We start from the raw sequence: 24,632 nt of genomic DNA, 5'->3' as shown, positions 1-24,632 counted from the left end.
TTTATATTAATAATCCGACCAATTAATTTTTATAAAACTATAACATTAAGCCAAAGAAAACTAACTAAGAGCCCTCTAAAACCCAAACAAACTCTTAATCCACTTAAAACCAACGGCTGAAACAGCGTCTTATTTGTATTCAAAAAAAGATGTATCCATTCTCTTTTTCTTGTTTTTATAAAGAATCCATTTTTATTCCATTAAAAAAAATGCTCCATTCAATTGAATGGAGCATTTTTTTGTTTTAAATAATTCTGACAGCTTAGCGAAAGTAATTATTCCTTCCTCCACTTTTTAGTTTCTTCAAAAACATGTTCAAGAATAGCCGCTTCTCTTTCATCAAAAGCTACGTTTCGGCGACTCATTACCAGCCGAGCTGTTTCAAATGCTTTCTTGGTAATATAGGTCGTAAAACCGGAAGCCCCACCCCAAGAAAAACTCGGTACAAAATTGCGTGGAAAGCCGCTGCCAAAAATATTAGCACTTACGCCTACTACCGTTCCGGTATTAAACATCGTATTAATTCCGCATTTACTATGATCTCCCATCATCAATCCACAAAACTGAAGTCCGGTTTTAGCAAAACCTTCGGTTTCGTAACTCCATAATTTTACTTCTTCATAATTATTTTTTAAGTTTGAATTGTTACTATCCGCGCCAATATTACACCATTCGCCAAGAACAGAATTCCCTAAAAAACCATCATGTCCTTTATTCGAATACCCAAACAATACCGAATTATTAACTTCGCCTCCAATTCTGGAATGCGGACCTACGGTTGTTGCTCCGTAGACTTTGGCAGCCATTTTTACGGTTGCGTTTTCGCACAAGGCAAAAGGACCTCTGATGACAGAACCTTCCATAATTTCAGAATCCTTACCTATATATATTGGACCTGTTGAAGCATTTAAAGTAACAAACTCTAACTTTGCGCCTTCCTCGATAAATATATTTTCGGAAGCGATGACGTTGACACTTTTTGGGACGGGCTGTGACCTGCGGTCTTCGGTTAAGATTTCGAAATCTTCCCGAATGGCGGCATCATTTTTCGAAAAAATATCCCATGTATTTTGAACCGTCAAACAATCGTCCTGAAATTCTATAATTTCATAGGAATCAAAATCTACTTCTTCTTGTTCTTCAGTGGTATAAAAAGCAATCACTTCATCTGCTCTAAAAATAGCCTGATTGGGTTCCAGATTACTAATCATTTCTACCAAAATAGCATTGGGCAGAAAAGAAGCATTGATCATCACATTTTCTTCTAGTTCCACCATAGGGAATTTTTCAGACAAATAGTCCTCCGTCAAAGTAGTTGTGGTAGAGCCTAAATGCATTTCCCATTTTTGACGAATGGTCATAATCCCAATAAGAATATCCGCAACAGGACGTGTAAACGTAAAAGGCAGTAAGGCGTTTCGAGCGGGACCGTCAAAAAGTATGTAATTCATATATTTTTTTTTAAAATGTATCCGTACGGACAAGTCGTGACTTGTCCGTACTTTTAAGCAGTGCCAAAGTTACAAAGTTTTCAAATAGATAAAAATAAAAAAAGCCTTCCATCTCGAAGTATCGGGAGGAAGGCTTTACTATAATTAAAAACAAGCTTTTATTATTTAGCGTGTTTAGCATATTTCGTTTTAAATTTATCAATACGTCCTGCAGTATCGATAAGTTTAGATTTACCGGTGTAAAAAGGGTGAGAAGTTCTGGAGATCTCCATTTTTACAACTGGATATTCAACTCCGTCAACTGTTAACGTTTCTCTTGTATCTGCAGTAGATTTAGTGATAAAAACATCTTCATTTGACATGTCTTTAAAAGCAACTAATCTGTAATTTTCTGGGTGTACACCTTTTTTCATCTTGTTATTCTTTTTTATTTGTTTGGCTATAAGTCATTTTGAAGCTTTTCTTCTGACAGAAAAGGTATAAATGTATTATAACTTTTTGTTTTTACACTATTATTTTGAGTCTGCAAATTTACAATTTTTTTCCAATAAACAAATCTTTGTCTCACTTTTTTTATATAATCGTAAAAAGTGATTTTTAGTCCCGAATATATTGGGAATTGTTATATTTGTAGATTAATTCTAAAACAACACATAATGATCAACGAAATAATTAAAAAAAACGGTGTAACCTACGGTGTAATTGCAGGAGTACTATTATCATTGATAACTGCTGTTATGTACGCTATAGATATCAAATTATTCATCGCATGGTGGACTACCCTTTTAAGCTTCTCTGTTTTTATAATCGTTCCTATCATAATGCTGTCAAAAACAAAAAAGGAATTAAATGGCATTCTTTCTTTTAAAGAGGCCTTTACTACCTATTTTATATCAGCAGTGGTTGCCGTTCTTATTTCTGTTGTTTTTAAAATCATTTTATTTAATTTTATTGATCCTTCCGTAAAGGAGACTCTTTTAGACTTAACCATAAAATATTTAATTAGTACGTCTGAACAGTTTGGGGTTCCGGCATCCTCATTGAATGAAACCGTTTCAAAATTAAGAGAAACGGATCCGTATTCGATCGTTGAACAATTAAAAGGATCTGTTTTCGTACTCTTTTTTTGTGCCATATTAGGATTAATCATGGCAGCATTCTTTAAAAGTAACACTACACAAGAATAAAAGTAATGAATTTATCTATACTCATACCGCTTCTTAATGAAGAGGAATCCCTTAATGAACTCTACCGCTGGATTATCAAAGTGATGCAATCTCATAATTATTCTTATGAAATCCTTTTTCTGGATGATGGAAGCACGGATAATTCCTGGACACTTATTGAAGGATTTGCCCAAGAGAACCCTCATGTAAAGGGAGTTCGTTTCATGAAAAATTTTGGAAAATCACAAGCGTTGCATGCTGGTTTTGCAAAAGCGCAGGGTGATGTAATTATCACCATGGACGCCGATTTACAAGATAGCCCGGAGGAAATTCCGGGATTGTATGATATGATCACCAATGGCAAATATGATTTGGTTTCCGGATGGAAAAAGAAACGCTACGACTCCGTAGTGGCAAAAAACCTTCCGTCTAAATTATTCAATTGGGCTGCCAGAAAAACCTCTGGTGTAGCATTGAATGATTTCAATTGCGGATTGAAAGCTTATAAAAATGTTGTGGTAAAAAATATCGAAGTTTCGGGTGAAATGCACCGCTACATTCCGGTTTTGGCAAAAAATGCCGGTTTTGGAAAAATTGGTGAAAAAGTAGTGCAACATCAAGCTAGAAAATACGGACAAACAAAATTTGGAATGGAACGTTTCATCAATGGTTTCCTGGATTTAATTACCATTTGGTTTCTTTCTCGTTTTGGAAAAAGACCGATGCATTTATTTGGCGCCATGGGATCGTTGATGTTTATCATTGGGTTTATGCTTGCCGGATATATTGGTGTTTCCAAATTATACCACATGTACAATGACATGCGCTATAGCCTGGTAACGAATAATCCTTGGTTTTATATTGCGCTAACGACAATGGTTTTGGGAACACAATTGTTTTTAGCTGGCTTTCTGGGCGAAATTATTTTGCGAACAAAAAACAATGAGGAACGCTATAAAATTTCGAAAGAACTGAGTTAACGAGATCAATCTTTTTGTATAATTATTATTTTTTTAAGGTCCCAAATTGTGACCTCAAACATTTAGAAGTTATAGAATTAAAAATTATACACAAAAAAATAGTGGAGATAAGAGAATTCAACGTGATCCTTGATTTTGGTTTAGCCTTGTTATACAATGTTGAAACACGCATTTTATAGCAAGTCGTACGAAGAAACCGCTCTCGATTCCCCAAAAATTTTATGTTTATGCTGACCGCAACTGAGACAAACTAACGGGTATCACAAGCTGTGATATCCTAAAAAAGCAATATTAGTGTTGCTTTGCCTTTTGCGTTTACAGAACAAGGGATCGCAATGCTCTTGATTGTCTAAAAAAAAGCAATAGAAAATCAATTTGCTTTCGCCTGTTCGTCTTTCAGACTCGAGTCTGGATATTTACAACGTATTAAATTATTTGGTAAATAAAGGTAATACGGCTCAAAAGGATTCTGAACGAAATAGAATTGGGTACAAAAAATAATTTTTGAAAAAACGAGTACTAGCCCTGATAGCAATGGAAATCCTTTTTTGAGGTTTTTACCGAAAAAAAGATTGAAATGAATAGCAGGAAAAAGCTCCGAAAAATTTATAAAAATGGAAATTAAACGACACATTTTAGACGCCGTAAATGAATGGCTTACGCCAACATTTGATGCTGCGACTCAGGAAGCAATTACTGAATTGATGACTACATCACCAAAAGAGCTGGAGGAAAGTTTTTATAAAAACCTGGAATTTGGAACCGGCGGAATGCGCGGTGTCATGGGCGTAGGAAACAATCGGATCAATAAATATACGCTTGGGAAAAGCACGCAAGGTCTTTCTGATTATATGCACACTGTCTTTCCAAACCAGCCTTTGAAAGCGGTTATTGCTTATGATTGCCGTCACAATAGCGATACGTTGGCTAAGTTAGTTGCGAATGTTTTTAGTGCCAATGGGATTGAAGTGTACTTGTTCTCGGAGATGAGACCTACACCAGAATTGTCCTTTGCGGTGAAACATTTAGGTTGCCAGTGTGGCATTGTGCTTACGGCATCACACAATCCGCCGGAATATAACGGATACAAAGTGTACTGGCAAGATGGTGGACAAATTGTGCCACCGGAAGATGAAGGAATTATTACTGTCATTGAAAATTTAAATTACAATCAGATCAAGTTTACTGCCAATGAAGATTTGATTCATTATATAGATACGGAAATTGATACGGCTTTTATCCAATCGACGATCGAAAATGCTAGTTTTGGAACTTCGGCTGTAGCCAAAGAAAAGCTGAATATTGTATTTACTTCCTTGCACGGAACCTCTATAAAACTAGTTCCTGATACTTTGGCGCAAGCGGGGTATCCAAATGTGAATATCGTGGAAGAACAACGAGTACCCAATGGTGATTTCCCTACTGTGAAATCGCCAAATCCGGAGGAACCGGAAGCCTTGACCATGGCGTTAGCACTTGCCGATAAAGTAAATGCGGATATTGTTATTGGGACGGATCCTGATTGTGATCGTTTGGGAGTTGCTGTTAGAGACAATGAAGGTAAAATGACGTTGCTAAACGGGAATCAAACCATGATTTTGATGACTGCATTTTTATTGGAACAATGGAAAAAAGCAGGTAAAATTAATGGCAAACAATTTGTGGGCTCTACGATCGTTTCCACACCTATGATGATGGAATTAGCGACAAACTACGATGTAGAATGCAAAGTGGGTTTGACTGGTTTTAAATGGATTGCCAAAATGATTAAAGACTTTCCTGAATTGGAATTCATAGGTGGTGGTGAAGAAAGTTTTGGCTATATGGTGGGCGATGCGGTACGGGATAAAGATGCTGTTGCAGCAACGTTATTGATTTGCGAACTTGCAGCTCAGGCTAAAGCCAAAGGAAGTACGGTGTACAAAGAATTATTAACACTCTATGTTGATAACGGATTTTATAAAGAACACTTGGTCTCGTTGACTAAAAAAGGAATGGATGGTTTACAGGAAATCAATCAGATGATGGTTGACATGAGAGAGAACCCACTGAAACAGATCAACGGACAACGCGTGATTATGCTGGAAGATTACCAATCATCAATCGCTAAAAACCTTTTAGATGGATCCGAGTCTACGATGACCATTCCAAAATCGAACGTGTTGATTTATTACACGGAAGACGGGTCTAAAATTTGTGCCAGACCAAGCGGTACGGAACCAAAAATAAAATTCTACATCAGTGTAAATGCTGAACTATATTCAGTAGAAGATTTTCAGGAAGTAGAAACCGTATTGAACGAGAAAATTAAAAATATTATTATTGCAATGCAATTGAACTAATGGACAAAAATTTAATCAAATTAATTCCCTTTACAAAACCATACAAAACACATATTATCTGGAATGTGGTGTACAATATTTTGTATGCTTTATTTAGTACCATTTCAATGTTGACGCTGCTTCCAGTACTTCAGGTGCTTTTTGGCAAAGTCAAAACAGTAGAAAAAGAGCCAATATATACCGGAATAGGGAATATAAAAGACTACGGGACTGATCTTTTGTATTTTAAAATAACCGAATTAACAAAAGACAATAGTGCTCAGTTTGCGCTTTTATTAGTCGTTTCATTAGTCATTGTCACTTTTTTATTCAAAAATTTATTCAATTACCTCGCTTCGCATCACATCATGCACCTTAAAAATGGTGTGTTACGCGATTTACGAAAAACAATGTATGATAAAATAGTTGAATTGCCCATATCCTATTATTCCGAAAAAAGAAAAGGAGACATTATGGCGCGAATGCTGGGCGATGTCAATGAGGTTCAAAACTCTTTTTTCTCAATACTGGAACTTATCGTAAAAGAACCTTTGACTATAGTCTTTGCAATAGTCACCATGTTTTTCATAAGCGTTGAACTAACGTTTTTCGTTTTGATCTTTATTCCGATTTCGGGATTTATCATTTCAAAAATCGCTAAAAACCTGAGAGCACAATCTTTACAGGCACAAAAAGAAAGTGGTTTTCTGATTTCAATAGTTGATGAAAGCCTAGGTGGTTTAAAAGTGATTAAAAGCTATAATGCCGAACCTAATTTTAAAAACCGATTCAACGATTCGGTAACCCGATTATTGAATTTATCCAATAGTATAGGCGACAAAAATAATTTGGCAACGCCATTGAGCGAATTTTTAGGAATTACGACTATTGCTGCCTTGCTATGGTATGGTGGAAACTTAGTCTTAATTGACAAAACCCTTGAAGGTGCCGCTTTTATTGTTTTTCTTACGCTGGCCTTCAACATTCTTACTCCTGCCAAAGCCATTTCGAAAGCATCGTATGCCGTGAAAAATGGTTTAGCCGCTGCAGAACGAGTTTTTGAAGTTTTAGAAGTCGAAAACGAAATCACTTCAAAAGAAAATGCAATCGAAAAAAACACTTTCGATTCCAATATCACAATCAAAAACATTAACTTTAAATACGAAAAAGAGAATGTGTTGAAAGACTTTACTCTTGAAGTAAAAAAGGGTCAAACGGTGGCTCTTGTTGGGCAATCTGGAAGCGGAAAAAGTACCATTGCCAATTTGCTCACCCGTTTTTATGACACCAGTGAAGGCGAAATCACCATTGATGGAGTTAACATAAAAGATTTTAGTTTAAAATCGCTTCGGGGCTTGATGGGCTTGGTTACGCAGGACAGCATCTTGTTTAATGATACGATCAAAGCCAATGTTGCCCTGGGAAAATTAGACGCAACCGATGAGGAAATTATCGAAGCGTTGAAAATTGCCAATGCCTATGAATTTGTAAAAGATTTACCGTTAGGGATTCACACGAACATTGGCGACAGCGGAAACAAACTTTCCGGAGGTCAAAAACAACGTTTATCGATTACCAGAGCCGTTTTGAAAAATCCACCAATTATGATTCTGGATGAGGCCACATCAGCATTGGATACCGAAAGCGAAAAATTCGTTCAAGTCGCTTTGGAGAACATGATGCAAAACCGAACTTCGATTGTGATTGCGCACCGACTATCAACCATTCAAAAAGCGGATAAAATTGTGGTGATGCAAAAAGGAAAAATAGTAGAACAAGGAACACATGACGAATTAATTACTCTTGATGGAACCTATCATAAATTAGTGACGATGCAGTCATTCGAATAACTCTTGCGTCTTATGATACGCTGATGAAATGAATTTGCGACAGTAAAAACATGATTTTGACAGATTTTTAAATCTTTAAATTAAAAATGTACATTAATAATCCAAACATAAATCTTCCCGAGGATCCCAATACTGTTGTTTGGAAATACCTCGATTTGTCTAAGTTTCTGGACTTGTTGTTGTCACAAAAACTATTTATGTCCCGATCCGATAAATTTGAAGATCAATACGAAGGCACTTTTAGCGAGCCTACTTTTGAGGAAATAAAAAAACTTTCTATTGACAATCCTGACTTTTTAAACTACTATAAAACACATCGGGAAAAAGTAGCGATTAGCAGCTGGCACATCAACGAGTATGAATCATTTGCTATGTGGCAAATTTTCACGCAAAACAGTGAAGGTTTAGCCATTCAATCTACGATTGGGCGTTTACAGCAAGCACTTGGTCCGGAAACAAATTTTAATCAATACATTGGGGAAGTAAATTATATTGATTACAAAAAAGAACACATCCCGTTTGATGATCTATTTTTTCCTTTTTTGTTCAAGCGAAAAAGTTTTCAATATGAAGGTGAAGTGCGCATCATCACGGACATTGGAGAAAGCGATATAAAAATTAATGATGGTTTAAAAATCAATGTAGACATCAATCAGTTAATTGAAAAAATATACATCCATCCCAAATCCGAAAACTGGTATAAAAACCTGGTCATTCAGTTAGTGAAACAACTGGGATTTAATTTTACCATTGAAAAATCAGACTTGGAAAGTGATATTTTGATCTAAAATCAGTGCTTCTAAACGGGCTCATACCCAATTATTTTCCACTCTTTATTGGACAAATCGATATAGTAATAATTCACGACATCTTTTTTATCAAATTCACCATTTTTATTAGTGTCTTCAACGGTCCTAAAATACAAACGATTTTTGGAACCGATCAATTTCCAATCGATCAATTCCTGAAAATCGGGTGACATCTTTGTGAACTTCTTGCCGCTAATCTCACTTAAATACAAGGCCTTAATATCGCTTGTGTCTAGTTTTCCATCTTTATTAGTATCCACATCGACCATCGTATAGACCATAATCTGGTTATTGGTTTTATCAGCAACGGACTTCAAATACGTCGCTGTTTGAATCAAAACAGGTTTGTCTGTCAATTTCCTGATGGAATCCGAATCTACTTTTTGAAATTTTAAATTTTGCAAAAAACCGGTGATTTCAAATTCACCATAATTAGAAATCGTAAAACTTAAATCATTTACACTCGAAGATCCATATCGCGCTTTAGTTCCTCTTTCACGGATACTTAAATCGGCCACAGGATGAATCAAATAATCCGTCCCTTCCATTTGCAATGGTAAGTCAGCAATTTGTATTTGAGTAGAATCCACTCGGGCAATTACCTTTGCTTTGCTCGTTCCATCGTAAGTTACTTTAGGTTTTTCAACCTCTTCTTTACAACTAGTCAAAAGCAGAACGGCTATTCCTATAAGAGTGATCTGTATTTTTTTCATGATGCTGTGCTTTAAAATTCAAATATAATCATTTTTAAAAAATGACAATCGTATTCCGTTGTCGATTTATCTAATTAAAATGGAGTCCGACTTTTATCTAAAATACGACATATCGCATACTACTATAATTTAGCACTCAATTTCACATTAAAAACTCTGGTAGTCATGTAATTAGGAATTGCATACTGATTTTTAGAATATACATCGCGAACCCAAGTATTCGTAATGGCATTTTGATTGTCAAAAAGATTAAAAATTTCCAATCCTACCGCCAACTCTTTAAAATCTTTAAACCAACCCGTATTCTTTTTTACTGTTGTGTTATCTATAAAAACTTTAGAAAAACCTACATCCACACGGCGGTAATCATTCAATCGGTTTTGGTATGCATAAGGATCTGCATAAGACGGAGAACCTCCCGGCAATCCCGTATTATACACTAAATTCAAATACAATTTAATACTTGGAATATTGGGCATATAATCCTGAAACAACAGACCAAATTTTAATCTCTGGTCTGTTGGTCTTGCGATAAAACCCTGGTTATTGCTATTTTCCTCTGTTTTCAAATACCCAAAACTAAACCATGATTCGGTTCCGGGAACAAATTCCCCGTTTAACCGAATGTCTACTCCTTGCGCGTACGCTGTAGCATTATTATTAGCGGCATACCTAATGCGCACATTGTCAATCGTATAGGTATTTACATCCGACAGTGATTTGTAATACAACTCAGATATTAGTTTGAAAGGGCGATTCCACATCGTGAAACTAAAATCATTCCCAATCACAAAATGAATGGATTGTTGCGCCTTGGTATTGGGCTGCACCAGTGCATCTGCATTTCTCAGTTCCCTGTAAAACGGAGGTTGATGGTATAAACCTCCGGAAAGTCTAAAGATCATATCGAGCTGCCAATCCGGCTTTATGGCAAATTGTGCTCTGGGACTAATCGTTATTTGGGATTTACCAATTATAGTAGCACCTGATACTTCCCATTGATGCATCCGGACTCCGGCATTATACCAAACTTCACTCCTGCCAATAGTACTTTTCAAACTCCATTGGCCATAGCCTGAAAATCTATTGATCGAATTAAAATTAGTCGCACGAATGTCTTGGTAGGGCACTAACGGTCCTTTGTAAGGCGAGTAGGGCTGGTCGTTTTTAGGCAAATCAATAACAGGTGGATTCAACGAGAAACCGGCTGAATCGATTACCTCCCACTCTATAATTCGATCCCGGATGGATTCTCGTGTATACTTTATTCCCCATTCAAATTGGCTTTCTTTCCAATCCTGAAATCCTTTTATTTCCGTATTAACAATCAGTGCATCTAAGTCATTTCTGGCATGATTGAGCTGGGAGCCAATTCCTCTTGTAAAAGCGACTTCGCCATAGGTTTCAGAACCAATACTGGAATCCACTTCGCCTAAGCGATATTGGGCAAAAATATCAAAATATTCTTGTTCTAAAGTATGAAAAACAGAACCAATAAATTTCAACGTAAAATTATCCGAAACGTTAAAGGTCGTTTTCACCGCGCCGAAATACGTGTCGTACTGATCCGTTTCGTGTCCTTCATAGAAAACAGAAAGACGCATTGGATTATCTATAGTTCCGAAATTAGTTTGTCTGGTTAATGGTTGATACTGGTATTTGTTTTGGGAAATATTACCTAAAAAACTCCATTGCCATTTCGCCGAAGCATTATAATTTATATTGGCTTGAATGTCTGCAAAGGAAGGCGTGAAATTTGTTTGTGTTTCCTGGCTATTCACCAGAAGACTGTTGTTGCGATAGCGGACTCCCGTAACCGCAGACCATTTTTTATCCTTGGAAACCACATCTACAGAAAGGCTTCCGCCAAGAAGACTCGCTTCAAGGCTTGCGCCAAATTTAATCGGTTTTCGATACGTAATATCTAAAACCGAGGATAATTTATCTCCAAACTTCGCTTGAAAACCACCCGCTGAAAAATCAACATTTTGCACTAAATCCGTATTAGTAAAGCTCAACCCTTCTTGTTGCCCCGACCGAATTAGAAACGGACGATAGACTTCAATTTCATTCACATAAACTAAATTCTCATCGTAATTTCCCCCACGCACGGCGTATTGCGTACTCAATTCGTTATTTGAGTTTACTCCCGGCAATGTTTTCAAAATATTCTCGACACCGGCGTTAGCCCCAGGAATTTTTCGGATCATTTCTGGTTCAATTGTAGTAATTCCCTGGATCTGTTTTCTGTTATTTGCCGTTATAATAACTTCTCCCATTTGCTCCTTCCGATTCGTCATTACAGGGTTGAACTCCCTTTCCTCTTTTGGTTCCAATACAAAAGTTACCGTTATTTTCTTCAGCGAAACATGTGTAAAAACAAGCGTAATTTGTTTATTCACAGGAACTTTTAGCACATAAAATCCATTTTGATTGGAGCTTGTTCCACTACCGGAATACGAAACATTTACGCTTGCCACAGGCTGGTTGTTTTCATCCAAAATCACCCCTTTGATCCTAGCCGTTTGGGCTGCTGCAGTAAGACTCAGAAGAAAAAAAAAGAATACAGGTAATAATCGATTCGTGCTCAAATGGTTTGGCTTTTATTATTTTTGACTTCTAAAAAAATGCGTTTCAAAGGTAGTTGAATTTCCTACATTATCCGTCACTACCACTTTTAAATCATTGGCGCCTTCAGCAACAATCCCATCACTAAAATAATGAGTAATTTTTCTGGTTTTATTATCATATTCAAACAATACCCATTTTCCGTTCAAATACCCATTGTATGATTTGATGCCTGACAAATCATCGGATATAGAAAGCTGAATCGTTTTTTGTGTACTGATCCATTTTCCTTCTACAGGTGCATTCATGGTGATTTTAGGAGCAACGGTATCAGAAACCAAAGCATATTTTCCCAAAATTTTGACTTTGGTGCTAAATACGTTGTCTTTTATGTATGTTGGATTGTAATTTGTAGCTTTTCCGTCGATTCTGCCAATAAACATTTTCTCTCTTTGCAGTTCCGTCGCTTTTGTGTCTTCAATAGAAACAGTAAAATTACTATGGGCAGGAACGGTGTCATCATGCAACCATAAAATGTCATTTTTTACATCAAAATTCATATTAAAATCATCGTAAAATGTTCCCGAAGGAAAGAAAACTGACATGTTCTCTAAAGCAAAATTGCTATCTACGTTAGCGTTCACAAAATAATTTGACACCGCAGGTTCCGGGCTTATAACCGTTGGCAATAAATCATATTGAATAGGAATCGCTATTATTTTTTTGTTTCCAAAGAAATCCGACACTTCAATGCGATACAACGAAGCTAAATTTGGCGTTATTTGCAAAACACCTTTATTTTCATCGGCTTGAATAATGCTCAAATTATACGGAGTTTTCATAAAAAGTTTCTGAACCCGTTGTTGCGTTTTTTTATATCTGGGATAATCAATCAAAGCATTAATGTAACGCATCTCATCAAAGGAATAGGTGTTGAATTCATACCCAAAATTTGGTTTCCCATTATAAAAGGAGTGCACCTTGTACACTCCGTTAACATTAAACGAGACATCATCACTATCAGAAGCGGAAATACCAAAACCAATCACGCCATTTGCGGTTACTTTATCAGACAGGTAAGTCCCATCTTTTTGTAACGAAACATTGAGAGCTATTGGTCGTTTGGAATGGTTAACTGTTGTTTTTGAATCTAAAGGGTACACGTAAACGGCTGAAACAATTGGTTTTTTAGTGTCTTTTAAATATGTATCGTAGCCAAAAAGCATGGGGTTGATTATGAACTCCGTTTTGGAATCTCGAAATTCAAAATGCAGATGAGGACCTTGAGAAGATCCTGTATTACCAGAAAAAGCGATAACATCCCCGTTTTTAACCTGCATTTCATCGGGTTTAAAAAACATTTCAATTTCAAAGGATTCCTCTTTATAATGGTTGTTTTTGATGTAGCTTTCAATGGCACCATTGGCCATTTTTAAATGCCCATAAACGGATGTAAAACCATTAGGATGATTAATATAAATTGTTTTTCCATTACCAAAAGTAGAAATTTTTATTCTGGACACATACCCATCGGCTACTGCATACACCTTGAAACCCTCCTTTTGTTGGGTTCTTAAATCAAATCCCGCATGAAAATGGTTGGGTCGCAATTCTCCAAAATTCCCTGACAATTGCATCGGGATGTCTAATGGAGACCTAAAATAATCTTTGGGATACTCCGCTTGCGCAAAAACAAAGTTGCAAAAAAATACTAAATAAAGAGAAAATTTCATTGTTTACATTTTTGCTAAGGTAAAAAAAAAGTATGCAAAAACAGTTCTAAAAAAAAACAGTTCCTAATCAATTGTTTAACTGTTATTTAACTAAATAAATGCAAAAAAAATAATAAAATATTGCAAAATTAAAAAGGAATACTAACTTTGTATGATTATGTAATGAATTAGAATATATAATGAGTGCAATTGCAGAAATTATTGATACTCTTGAAAATAAAGTTGAAAAACTTTTCATAAAAATGAAAAGTTTGGAACAAAAAAATCAAGATTTAAGAAACGAATTAACAAAAACTGCATCTATAATACTAACTCAATCACAACAGATTGAGGCCTTAAAAACGCAGTATGAAACACTCAAAGTAGCGAATGCATTACTAGGCAGTGACGATAATAAAAGAGATACCAAGTTTAAAATAAATTCATTAATTCGCGAAATTGATTATTGTATAGCCCAGCTATCAGACTAATAAAAGATATGGACGAAAAGCTTAAAATTAAAATATCAATTGCAGACAGAGTCTACCCGTTAACGGTTGATCTTTCACAGGAAGAAGGACTGAGAAGTGCTTCAAAAAAAATTGATAAAATGATAAAGCAATTTGAAGAAAACTATGCCGTTCGTGATAAGCAGGATGTTTTAGCAATGTGTGCCCTGCAATTTGCCTCACAAACGGAACAAAAACAAATTGATAATGCAATTGATGGAGAAGAAACCATTGAAAGAATTAAAAAAATCAATGCGGTTTTAGATCAATATCTCGACAAATAAACGTTCTTTACAAAAACTAAGATACTGCCTACATTAGTTCACATTTGGTAAACTCAACACTAACAATTTAGAATGAGCAAATCATCACTACTAAAGCATGCCACGCCCCGGCGAGGAAACTTGAACAGTGAGTTAGCTCAAAACTTGTCTTTCCGAGTTTATTCAACACAACTAATGTAGGCTTTTTTATTTATAAATTTTAACAAACATGGACAACATATTAACGATTATTATTACGGGAATTATAGGTATTGCAGGCGGTTTTGCCATCGCAAAAATGATAGAAAAAAGCAATATCTCTAACTTGATTAAGAATTCAAAAAAAGAAGCCGCATCGATTCTTAAAGATGCCAATCTTGAAGCTGAAAATATAAAGAAGGATAAAATTCTTCAAGCGAAAGAAAAATTTATTGAATTAAAATCAGAACATGAGCAAGTGATCCTTTCTCGTGATAAAAAAGTCGCTGAAATAGAAAAAAGAGTTCGGGACAAAGAATCTCAAATTTCAAATGAATTATCAAAAGCTAAAAAAGTAAATGATGATTTTGAAGCAAAAACGGTAGAATACAACTCTAAAATAGATGTTTTAGACAAAAGACAGGCTGAAGTGGACAAACTTCATAAGAGTCAATTGCAACAATTGGAAGTAATCTCCGGCTTATCCGCAGAGGAAGCAAAAAATCAATTGATTGAAGGACTTAAAGCCGAGGCTAAAAGCAAAGCAATGTCTCACATACAAGACACGATTGAAGAGGCGAAACTTACAGCACAACAAGAGGCTAAGAAAATAATCATCAACACCATTCAAAGAGTTGGAACCGAAGAAGCAGTAGAAAATTGCGTTTCAGTATTCAACATTGAATCTGATGATGTAAAAGGACGAATCATAGGCCGTGAAGGTAGAAATATCCGTGCACTGGAAGCAGCTACAGGAGTAGAAATCATTGTAGATGACACCCCGGAGGCGATTATCCTTTCCTGTTTTGATCCGGTTCGAAGAGAAATTGCACGTTTGGCACTACATAAATTAGTGACTGACGGAAGAATTCACCCCGCTCGTATTGAAGAAGTAGTAGCAAAAACTGCCAAACAAATTGACGATGAAATTATAGAAGTGGGTAAACGTACCGTTATAGACTTAGGAATTCACGGATTACACCCTGAATTGATTAAAGTAGTAGGACGCATGAAATACCGTTCTTCTTACGGACAAAATTTATTGCAACACTCCCGGGAAGTTTCTAAACTATGTGGAATCATGGCAGCTGAACTTGGCTTAAACGTAAAACTGGCTAAAAGAGCTGGTTTATTGCACGATATTGGTAAAGTTCCAGATGCTGAAAGTGATTTACCACACGCTTTATTAGGAATGCAATGGGCTGAGAAATACGGTGAAAAAGAAGAGGTTTGTAACGCCATTGGTGCTCACCACGACGAGATAGAGATGAAATCATTACTATCCCCGATCATTCAGGTTTGTGATGCTATTTCAGGTGCAAGACCAGGAGCAAGAAGACAAGTCTTGGATTCTTATATACAACGTCTAAAAGATCTTGAGGAAGTAGCGTACGGCTTCAGCGGTGTGAAAAATGCTTATGCCATTCAAGCTGGTAGAGAACTTCGGGTTATCGTAGAGAGCGAAAAGGTTTCGGATGAAAATGCGGCTACCTTATCTTTTGATATTTCACAAAAAATTCAAACAGAAATGACCTATCCGGGCCAAGTTAAAGTAACCGTAATTCGGGAAACAAGAGCTGTGAATATTGCTAAATAATTTATTCCCATTATAAGAAACAAAAAAACTTCTCCATACGGAGAAGTTTTTTTTTGCACTGAAAATACGGTTTTTAAAAATTATTTATCTCTTGGTAATTTTCGTTTTAGGGAACATCAAAAACCATAATTACTTTTTATATCATTTAAATGCGATTATAATTTAGATTTTATTTTTATTCAAACATAAAAAAAGTATCAATTTTATAAAATTTCAACTAAACTAACCCGTTGGGTACAATTGTTCAAAACGTCAGTTCGAGTGTTTTTTGTAAAGTAAAACGCAACAAAACTTCTCGATACGCTTCGCACTCGAAGTGACGTGTATCGAGAACCGTTTTTAATACTAATTTTCTAGTTCTCGATATAATCCCGCCTAAAAGCGGGATCACTCGAACTGACGAAAATTTCCATCAAAAACTAATTACACTCAACAGGTTAAACTAATAAAAATATTACTTTCTTGGGTGAAAAGTATTAAGAACCTGAGTAAGAAATGTTCTGTCAAGATGTACGTATATTTCCGTTGTGGTGATTGATTCATGACCAAGCATCAATTGTATTGCACGCAAATCAGCCCCATTTTCCAAAAGGTGTGTGGCAAAAGAATGCCGCAGGGTATGTGGACTAATTGTTTTGTGCAACGCTATGACTGACGCTAAATTTTTGATTATCGTAAAAATCATGGCTCTTGTCAATTGGCTTCCCCTTCTATTTAAAAACAAGGTGTCTTCAAAACCTTTTTTTATATTCAGTTGATTTCGTTTTGTATCCCTGTAGATAATGATGAATTTTTGAGTATAATCCCCTACAGGTACAAAGCGCTGTTTGTTTCCTTTTCCGGTAACTTTTATAAAACCCTCTTCAAAAAACAAGTCGGACATTTTTAATGCCACTAATTCCGAAACCCGAAGCCCACAACCATAAAGGGTTTCCATCATAGCGCGATTGCGTTCCCCTTCATTAGAGGTCAAATCAATGGCTGCAATAAGAGTATCGATCTCATCAACAGATAAAATATCTGGAAGTTTCCTGCCCGTTTTGGGTGTTTCTATAAGTTCTAATGGATTATCTGTTCGATAGTCCTCAAACATTAAATAACCAAAAAAACTTTTAAGACCCGAGATAATTCGGGCTTGTGATCGGGGATTCACTTCTTTTGAAACACTGTAAATAAACTGTTGAAGTACTTCTTCATCAATTTGAATTGGTGAAACTTCCATTTTATTTTCAGTCAAAAAAAGACACAATCGTTGTACATCAAACGAATAATTTTCTATTGTGTTGTGAGACAAACCGCGCTCAATTTTTAAGTACGATTGATACCTTTTTATGTAAGCAGTCCAATTCATAAACACAAAGTAACACTTTTATTCATTAAAAAACCTTCCAAATTGAGAGGCTTTTGAATGTAACTATGCAAACTTTAGAAATGCAATGCAAAACCCATATTAAATTGAAAATTTGAATCATAAAACGATTTGTTAACCGCATTATTGTAGCGAATACCTGGTTCCATACTTACATTTTTGCCAAGAAAAAAAGCGTATCCTGCTTGAAAACCAATGTAGGCAGGATTTGCATCTGTATCGCCAAAGCCTACACCATTATAGGAAATCTCGACCGGAATTTTACTTTTAAAATAATACTTCAATCCTAATTTATACGCAATTGGGTCCGTGAGAGTACTGACACCATCGTCGCCATAGCCTAATCCCACTTTAATTGCTAAGTTATCTTTAATAAAATAACCCCCTTCAAGCCCTATATTATAGGCGGTAACACCATCAGATGTTTTAAAGTACAAAGAAGTATTGCCTACATTTTGCCCAAAACCTGTATTTGCTTCAATCAATCATTTTCCGTTAGAACCTTGATTTCCTTGCATTTGCAATTCATTTTCTTGAGCTTGAGCAACTAAAAAAGCAAAAAAGGCAATACCGGACAGCATAATTTTTTTCATATTGATTTGTTTTTATTGGAACGAAAGTAGATAATGCTAAATATTTTGTACGATTTTTATGAAAAAAATAACTTTTAAAATTCACAGTATTTTTCTTCACATAAAAAATATAATTATAAATTTACAAATACACAACGCACTCAATTGTAACATTTTAATCCAAACTAACCAAGAATAATAATTAAAAAAAATAACTATTATTCCTATTAACAAAATGTGGACTAATTTTTGATTAGAGAGAAGACAACAATAATAATCAAACAAAACAGTTTGTAATAAATGTACTCATTAAATTAATTTAAAAAAAAAATTATGAAAAAAATAATTCTTGTTACAGTAGTTCTTCTTGCCGCGTCAGTAGACATGCAAGCACAATTGATAAAGTTTGGGTTTAAAGGGGGTTTAAATTACGCCAATCAATCAGGAACTGATATCACCATCAACAGCGGTAATTATGATAAAGAAGCTATAACGAGTTATCATGCGGGTCTAGTAGCTGAACTGAAATTGACAGATGGTTTTTCGATACAACCCGAATTATTGTATTCCACTCAGGGAGCATCATATAAATATGCGGCTACAGAATTCAAAAAAGAGTTAGGATATTTATCTATTCCAGTGATGGCTAAATTTCATTTCAACAAAACAGTCAGTTTAGATCTTGGCCCTCAGGCCTCATTCCTATTGAGTGAAAGAAGAGAATTTGATGTAAAAAATGCAGAAACTTTTGAATTTGGAGTAGCCGGTGGTTTAACTCTAAATGTAACTAAACACATTTTCCTTCAAGGTCGTTATGTGTTAGGATTAACTGAAGCTTCAAAACAAGCAGAAGTTAAGAACTCTGTTCTTCAAATTTCAGCAGGATTTACATTCTAAAAAAATAAAAAATTAAATTTATTAAAACCGTTCTATAAAGTGGAACGGTTTTTTTATTTTTACAGAAGCAGGAATTATAAAATGAGCGTATCGGAAATGTAATGAAAACCAGATAAGCCACATGGGAATTCGATATTCAAATAAAAAACAAATAGCAACTACTTATGAAAATTAGTATCATCAATGGACCGAACCTCAATCTTCTGGGTCAACGCGAGCCTTCAGTTTACGGAAATCAAACTTTTGAAGAATATTTCACTACTTTACAAATTAAATACCCAGCAATAGCATTTACTTATTTCCAAAGTAACATTGAAGGGGAATTAATTGATAAAATTCAGGAATTTGGTTTTTCATTTGATGGCATAATCCTAAATGCCGGAGCGTATACACATACTTCTATAGGAATTGGCGACGCTGTAAAAGCCGTTACCACTCCAGTGGTTGAAGTTCATATTTCGAATACGTTTTCCCGTGAAAGTTTTAGACATCAATCCTATATTTCTGGAAATGCCAAAGGTGTTATTCTGGGTTTTGGTTTAAAGAGTTATGAGCTGGCGATTCAGTCATTTTTGTAGTATCAAAATAAAATAAGCCATTAGATAAATCTTTAACAAATAATTAATACGCTCTTTTGTAACTTCTTCTATTTTTGTGAAAGAAAAAACTTTCATGAAAAAATACTACTTACTACTGCTTTTATTAGTTTCATTTGTCAGTACTGCACAAATTAAAGGAACCGTTTCGGACGAAAAAGGAAATCCCTTGCCTTTTGTGACTATTTTTCAGGAGGACACCTATAATGGAACCACTTCAAACGAGCAAGGAAACTATGAATTCAACTTAAAGAAAAAGGAAAAACAAACAGTTGTCTTTCAATTTTTAGGTTTTAAAACCCAGAAAGTAGTTATACAAACAGACAAACTCCCTTATTCGTTGCACATCAAAATGATCGAAGAAAGTTTCTCGCTGAACGAAGTAATCATCAACAAAAAAAACAATCCGGCTTTAGCGATAATAAAAAGTGCCATTGCCAGCAGAAAACAAAACACCAAAAAAACAAATCGATTCAACGCTAACTTTTATTCCCGCGGTATTTTTAAACTAAAAAATGCCCCAAAAAAAATATTAGGCCAAAAAATTGGTGATCTTGATGGCGCACTGGATTCTACCGGAACCGGAATCATTTCCTTATCTGAAACGTTTTCAAAAATAGCATTTGAGAAACCCAATAACTTAAAAGAAGTAGTTACTGCCTCAAAAGTAAGTGGCAGAGACAATGGCTACAGCTACAATACGGCTACATCTTCATTCTACGATTTTTATGACAACACCATCGATTTTAGTGTCCAAATGATTTCTCCAATAGCTAACAACGCGTTCAACTACTATAATTACACCTTAGAAAGCACTTTTTTTGACGAGAATACAAACATGATCAACAAAATAAAAGTGATTGCAAAGCGCGACAGTGAACCCGTTTTTGAAGGGTACATTTATATAGTGGAAGACTCCTGGGCGATTTACGCCGTTGATCTGGATATAAAAGGCTACCGAATAAAAGAAGAATTTCTGGATGTGATGACCTTAAAACAAAATTTCAGTTACAACAACAGCAATAAAATCTGGGCCAAAAATACCCAAAGTCTCGAAATCACAGCAGGTGCTTTTGGGATAAAATTTACCGGAAAATACAATTACGTGTATAGCAATTATGAATTCATAAATGCTTTTGCACCCAAAACATTTACAAATGAAATTACGAGAATCGAAATAAATGCCAATAAAAAAGACAGCTTATTCTGGAATACCAACAGACCCATTCCGTTAACAAATGAAGAAAGCACAGATTATTTTAGAAAAGACAGCATTTACAAGGTCCGAAATTCCGAAAAATACCTGGATTCAGTAGACACAAAAGAGAACAAGTTCAAAATCTTGAAGCTACTGAGCGGCTACACCTATAAAAACAGTGGCAAAAAACACAGTTTTAGTTATGAAGGATTATTAAATCTTGGTTCATTGAGTTTCAATACGGTGCAAGGATATAATTTTGACTCAGGATTTAAATACACCAACTGGAAAAATCAGGAAAGTAAAGGAATCTACACTTCCATAAGTACAAAACTCAATTACGGTTTTGCCGAAGATCGTTTGCGTGTCACCGGACAATTTATCCACCGGTTCAACAATCAGAATTATGCCACTTTATATATGACAGGAGGCAGTTCTGTAAAGCAATTTAATCCGAATGAACCCATCAGTAAAGTAATAAACACAATCAGTTCCCTAGCATTCAAGAACAATTTTATGAAGTTGTATAATCTGGAATCAGCGGCAATTGGCTACAGCCAAGATGTTGCAAATGGCGTGAATCTCAATGGAAAGATAGAATACCAGCAACGCAAACCAGTATTCAACAATACGGATTTTTCTTTTTTTAACAAGGACGAATTATACACTTCGAATAATCCGTTGGTACCAAATGATTTCACCACTCCCGGTTTTGAAAAACACCATTTGACGAAAATTAATGTGCTAGCAAAAATCAATTTTGGAAACAAATATTCCTCCCGTCCCGATGGAAAATTTAACATCCGAAATGAAAAATATCCAACTCTTTATTTAGGCTATGAAAAAGCAATTGCGGCTAATGAAAAGAAGTATGAGTTTGACCATTTCAATAGCCGATTAACGTATGATTTGACATTGAGAAATAAAGGTGTTTTAGGGTTGAATCTAAAAGCGGGAAAGTTTCTGAATGCAGATAACATTGCTTTTATAGATTACAAGCATTTTAATGGCAATCAAACCCACATTGGGCAGTCAGCGCGCTATTTGAATGTATTTAACTTACTGCCGTATTACTCTAACAGTACGAACGACAGCTATTTTGAAGTGCATACGGAATACAACGACAAAGGCTATATCATGAATAAAATACCTTTATTGAACAAACTAAAATCAACTTTGACACTGGGTGCTCACGCGCTGTCTACGCCAAACAACAAACCTTATACTGAAATTACAGTTGGGTTAGACAATTTAGGTTTTGGTAAATTTAAAATGCTCCGTATCGATTATGTTCGTTCGTACCAAAATGGATTTCAAGGAGACGGCGTAGTATTTGGGCTCAAATTTTTGAATATATTGGAGTAAAAAAGAATCTATTTGTCAGTTGCAGTACAGTCGGAAAATATAACGGCATCTCGACTGCACTCGATGTGACAAAAACATAACGAATTAAAAAAAGGCACTCGAAAATAGTTTTGGTGCCTTTTTTAGTTTTATCATACACCACAATATTAATCATTTGGTTCCACATGAATCAACACCTGTCCCAATTCCGGAATTTCCTCTAGCAAAGTATCCTTTAGTTTATGAGCCAGATCGTGTCCTTCTTTCACGGTAATATTTGAATCAACAGTAGCATGCAAATCTACATGATATTGCATGCCGGCTTTTCGAATAAAACATTTCTCGGTATCGATAATTCCGTCAACCTGAATGGAAACCATTCGGATTTGAGCTATTAAATCGTCGTATAAATGTTCGTCCATTATTTCGCCCAAAGCGGGTCTAAAAATAAGGTAACTGTTATAAAGTATGAATCCCGAAGCAAAAAGTGCAGCCCAATCATCCGCAGATTCGTAACCATCCCCTAAAATCAAGGCAATCGAAATTCCAACAAATGCCGCCACAGAAGTTATGGCATCACTTCGATGGTGCCAAGCATCAGCTCGTAGTGAGGAACTATTGGTTTGAATGCTTCTTTTCATCACCAGTCGAAACGAATATTCTTTCCAAATAATAATTGCAGCCAGAACGAGTAATGTCCATGGTTTTGGTAATTGATGTGGCGTTCCAATATTTACAATACTTTCATAGGCAATAATTGTGGCCGAAGTAATCAAAAAACCTACCACCAGAAAAGTAATCAAAGGTTCTGCTCTACCATGTCCGTACGGATGATTTTTATCCGCTGGCCTGTTGGAATATTTAATTCCGAACAACACCAAAAAAGAAGCAAAAATATCAGTCGTTGATTCAATTGCGTCTGCAATTAGTGCATACGAATTTCCGAAAAAACCGGCCAACCCTTTAATAATAGCCAGGCAAGTATTCCCTATAATGCTAAAATAAGTCGCCTTGATCGCTGTTTGTTCGCTTGACATGCGCTTTGTTTAAAGATGAAATAAAAGTAAAATCGTTTAAGTAAACCGAATTAAATTTTAGATTTAAATTCTTTCTGGCTTACTTAAACGAAAATTTTTATGATTTATGTTATTTATGCACGTACAATATTTGCACCAATAGCTCTCAATCGTTCGTCAATACGTTCGTATCCTCTGTCGATTTGTTCAATGTTTTGAATTGTACTCGTTCCTTTTGCGGAAAGCGCAGCAATCAATAATGAAATTCCCGCACGAATATCCGGTGATGACATTGTGGTGGCTTTGAGCTGCGATTTGAAATCATGCCCCATCACAACTGCTCTATGCGGATCGCACAACATAATTTTTGCTCCCATATCAATCAATTTATCCACAAAGAACAATCTGCTTTCAAACATTTTTTGGTGAATCAAAACATCACCTCTTGCCTGAGTGGCAACTACAAGCACAATACTCAATAAATCCGGAGTAAATCCGGGCCAAGGTGCATCAGCAATTGTCAAAATAGAACCGTCAATATCTGTTTTTACTTCATATCCATCTACGTGAGCAGGAATGTATATATCATCGCCACGACGTTCCAGTGTAATTCCAAGTTTTCTAAAGGTCGTAGGAATAACACCAAGGTTGTCCCAGCTGACATTTTTTATTGTAATCTCTGATTTTGTCATTGCAGCCAGGCCAATCCAGCTCCCAATTTCAATCATATCTGGAAGAATTCTATGCTCGCAACCACCTAAACTTTCAACTCCTTCAATAGTCAATAAGTTAGACCCAACTCCAGTTATTTTAGCTCCCATAGAGTTCAACATCTTACACAATTGTTGCAAGTAAGGTTCACAAGCTGCATTATACACTGTTGTTTTTCCTTTGGCCAAAACGGCAGCCATAACAATATTTGCGGTTCCGGTTACGGAGGCTTCGTCTAATAACATATCGGCCCCTTTTAATCCTTTTGGTGCTTCAACGCCATAAAAATGATCTTCTCTGTTGTAACGAAATTTAGCGCCCAGATTGATGAATCCTTCAAAATGCGTATCCAATCTTCGGCGGCCTATTTTATCACCACCTGGTTTTGGGATATATCCTTTTCCAAATCGTGCCAAAAGTGGCCCAACAATCATAATAGAACCTCTTAAAGAACCGCCTTCTTTCTTGAATGCTTCGGTTTCCAGATACTCTATATTCACTTCATCAGCTTGAAAAGTATACGAGCCTGATCCATTTTTTTGAATTTTTACTCCTAAATTTCCTAGAAGCGTAATTAGTTTATTGATGTCAATAATATCAGGAATATTATTGATAATTACTTTTTCAGGTGTTAAAAGAACGGCACATAAAATTTGCAACGCTTCATTTTTTGCCCCTTGTGGCGTGATTTCTCCTTTTAGACTGATGCCACCTTCTATTTTGAAAATTCCCATTTTTTACAGTTATGAGTTATAAATTATTAGTTATGAGTTAAAAAGTTACGAGCTAAAA

20 protein-coding genes are annotated in these 24,632 nt (G+C 35.6%); 11 read left to right on the top strand and 9 right to left on the bottom strand.

What is annotated here, in order from left to right:
* Window positions 1-275: 275 nt before the first annotated feature.
* Together EKL99_RS07305 and EKL99_RS07300 are read right to left on the bottom strand one after the other, a co-directional pair.
* Window positions 276-1,451, bottom strand: coding sequence for a GlmU family protein (locus EKL99_RS07305; protein ID WP_126576664.1), 1,176 nt, complete (start codon window positions 1,449-1,451; stop codon window positions 276-278).
* Window positions 1,452-1,612: 161 nt separating this feature from the next.
* Entirely contained in the window at window positions 1,613-1,864 is a 252-nt protein-coding gene (locus EKL99_RS07300; RefSeq protein ID WP_126454388.1) for a type B 50S ribosomal protein L31, read from the bottom strand.
* Between the two features lie 243 nt (window positions 1,865-2,107).
* Here EKL99_RS07300 and EKL99_RS07295 point away from each other — a divergent pair, with 243 nt between their 5' ends.
* The 5 genes from EKL99_RS07295 (at window position 2,108) to EKL99_RS07275 (ending at window position 8,556) form a co-directional block, all read left to right on the top strand.
* The gene (locus EKL99_RS07295) at window positions 2,108-2,638 is read left to right on the top strand and encodes a DUF4199 domain-containing protein (protein ID WP_126463204.1); all 531 of its coding nucleotides are present in this window, start codon (window positions 2,108-2,110) and stop codon (window positions 2,636-2,638) included.
* A gap of 5 nt (window positions 2,639-2,643) precedes the next feature.
* Window positions 2,644-3,597, top strand: a complete 954-nt coding sequence (locus EKL99_RS07290; RefSeq protein WP_126576663.1) for a glycosyltransferase family 2 protein — start codon at window positions 2,644-2,646, stop codon at window positions 3,595-3,597.
* Between the two features lie 614 nt (window positions 3,598-4,211).
* Complete coding sequence (locus tag EKL99_RS07285; protein WP_126576662.1) at window positions 4,212-5,939, top strand: phospho-sugar mutase; 1,728 nt, start codon at window positions 4,212-4,214, stop codon at window positions 5,937-5,939.
* Window positions 5,939-7,768, top strand: coding sequence for an ABC transporter ATP-binding protein (locus tag EKL99_RS07280; RefSeq protein WP_126576661.1), 1,830 nt, complete (start codon window positions 5,939-5,941; stop codon window positions 7,766-7,768). The genes EKL99_RS07285 and EKL99_RS07280 overlap by 1 nt, the downstream gene beginning before the upstream one ends.
* An 86-nt stretch (window positions 7,769-7,854) precedes the next feature.
* The gene (locus tag EKL99_RS07275; RefSeq protein WP_126555863.1) at window positions 7,855-8,556 is read left to right on the top strand and encodes a hypothetical protein; all 702 of its coding nucleotides are present in this window, start codon (window positions 7,855-7,857) and stop codon (window positions 8,554-8,556) included.
* A gap of 11 nt (window positions 8,557-8,567) precedes the next feature.
* Here the strand turns inward: EKL99_RS07275 and EKL99_RS07270 are convergent, their stop codons facing one another.
* The 3 genes from EKL99_RS07270 to EKL99_RS07260 form a co-directional block, all read right to left on the bottom strand.
* Window positions 8,568-9,290, bottom strand: a complete 723-nt coding sequence (locus tag EKL99_RS07270; RefSeq protein ID WP_126463194.1) for a hypothetical protein — start codon at window positions 9,288-9,290, stop codon at window positions 8,568-8,570.
* Between the two features lie 122 nt (window positions 9,291-9,412).
* Window positions 9,413-11,881, bottom strand: coding sequence for a carboxypeptidase-like regulatory domain-containing protein (locus EKL99_RS07265; protein WP_231507398.1), 2,469 nt, complete (start codon window positions 11,879-11,881; stop codon window positions 9,413-9,415).
* A 15-nt stretch (window positions 11,882-11,896) separates the two neighbouring features.
* On the bottom strand, window positions 11,897-13,591 hold the full coding sequence (locus tag EKL99_RS07260; protein WP_126576660.1) for a M23 family metallopeptidase: 1,695 nt from the start codon (window positions 13,589-13,591) through the stop codon (window positions 11,897-11,899).
* Window positions 13,592-13,770: 179 nt separating this feature from the next.
* On the opposite strand from EKL99_RS07260, the gene EKL99_RS07255 reads away from it, so the two are divergent.
* From EKL99_RS07255 to rny, 3 genes are all read left to right on the top strand, one after another.
* Entirely contained in the window at window positions 13,771-14,061 is a 291-nt protein-coding gene (locus EKL99_RS07255) for a hypothetical protein (RefSeq protein ID WP_126576659.1), read from the top strand.
* Between the two features lie 8 nt (window positions 14,062-14,069).
* A complete protein-coding gene (locus tag EKL99_RS07250; protein WP_126463188.1) occupies window positions 14,070-14,363 on the top strand; it encodes a cell division protein ZapA in 294 nt (97 codons plus the stop codon).
* A gap of 208 nt (window positions 14,364-14,571) precedes the next feature.
* Window positions 14,572-16,137 (top strand): ribonuclease Y, encoded by a 1,566-nt coding sequence (gene rny / locus EKL99_RS07245; RefSeq protein WP_126561677.1) that lies wholly within the window; start codon window positions 14,572-14,574, stop codon window positions 16,135-16,137.
* 454 nt (window positions 16,138-16,591) lie between these two features.
* On the opposite strand, the gene xerD is transcribed toward rny, so the two are convergent.
* Entirely contained in the window at window positions 16,592-17,488 is an 897-nt protein-coding gene (gene xerD, locus EKL99_RS07240) for a site-specific tyrosine recombinase XerD (RefSeq protein ID WP_126576658.1), read from the bottom strand.
* Between the two features lie 74 nt (window positions 17,489-17,562).
* Complete coding sequence (locus tag EKL99_RS07235) at window positions 17,563-17,991, bottom strand: porin family protein (RefSeq protein ID WP_231507397.1); 429 nt, start codon at window positions 17,989-17,991, stop codon at window positions 17,563-17,565.
* Window positions 17,992-18,411: 420 nt separating this feature from the next.
* Here EKL99_RS07235 and EKL99_RS07230 point away from each other — a divergent pair, with 420 nt between their 5' ends.
* From EKL99_RS07230 to EKL99_RS07220, 3 genes are all read left to right on the top strand, one after another.
* Window positions 18,412-18,975 carry a porin family protein gene (locus EKL99_RS07230; RefSeq protein WP_126463181.1) on the top strand — a complete coding sequence of 188 codons (564 nt, stop codon included), beginning with the start codon at window positions 18,412-18,414 and terminating at the stop codon, window positions 18,973-18,975.
* Window positions 18,976-19,139: 164 nt separating this feature from the next.
* Window positions 19,140-19,553 carry a type II 3-dehydroquinate dehydratase gene (gene aroQ / locus EKL99_RS07225; RefSeq protein ID WP_126561672.1) on the top strand — a complete coding sequence of 138 codons (414 nt, stop codon included), beginning with the start codon at window positions 19,140-19,142 and terminating at the stop codon, window positions 19,551-19,553.
* Between the two features lie 94 nt (window positions 19,554-19,647).
* Window positions 19,648-22,134 carry a DUF5686 and carboxypeptidase regulatory-like domain-containing protein gene (locus EKL99_RS07220; RefSeq protein WP_126576657.1) on the top strand — a complete coding sequence of 829 codons (2,487 nt, stop codon included), beginning with the start codon at window positions 19,648-19,650 and terminating at the stop codon, window positions 22,132-22,134.
* A gap of 146 nt (window positions 22,135-22,280) precedes the next feature.
* On the opposite strand, the gene EKL99_RS07215 is transcribed toward EKL99_RS07220, so the two are convergent.
* Both EKL99_RS07215 and murA read right to left on the bottom strand, forming a co-directional pair.
* Window positions 22,281-23,150, bottom strand: a complete 870-nt coding sequence (locus tag EKL99_RS07215) for a cation diffusion facilitator family transporter (RefSeq protein ID WP_126555878.1) — start codon at window positions 23,148-23,150, stop codon at window positions 22,281-22,283.
* 113 nt (window positions 23,151-23,263) lie between these two features.
* Window positions 23,264-24,574 carry a UDP-N-acetylglucosamine 1-carboxyvinyltransferase gene (gene murA / locus EKL99_RS07210; protein ID WP_126463175.1) on the bottom strand — a complete coding sequence of 437 codons (1,311 nt, stop codon included), beginning with the start codon at window positions 24,572-24,574 and terminating at the stop codon, window positions 23,264-23,266.
* Window positions 24,575-24,632 lie beyond the last annotated feature (58 nt).

The organism is Flavobacterium sp. ZB4P23 (genome assembly GCF_003970375.1).
Taxonomy (GTDB): domain Bacteria; phylum Bacteroidota; class Bacteroidia; order Flavobacteriales; family Flavobacteriaceae; genus Flavobacterium.
This window is presented reverse-complemented; position numbering and strand designations above follow the sequence as displayed.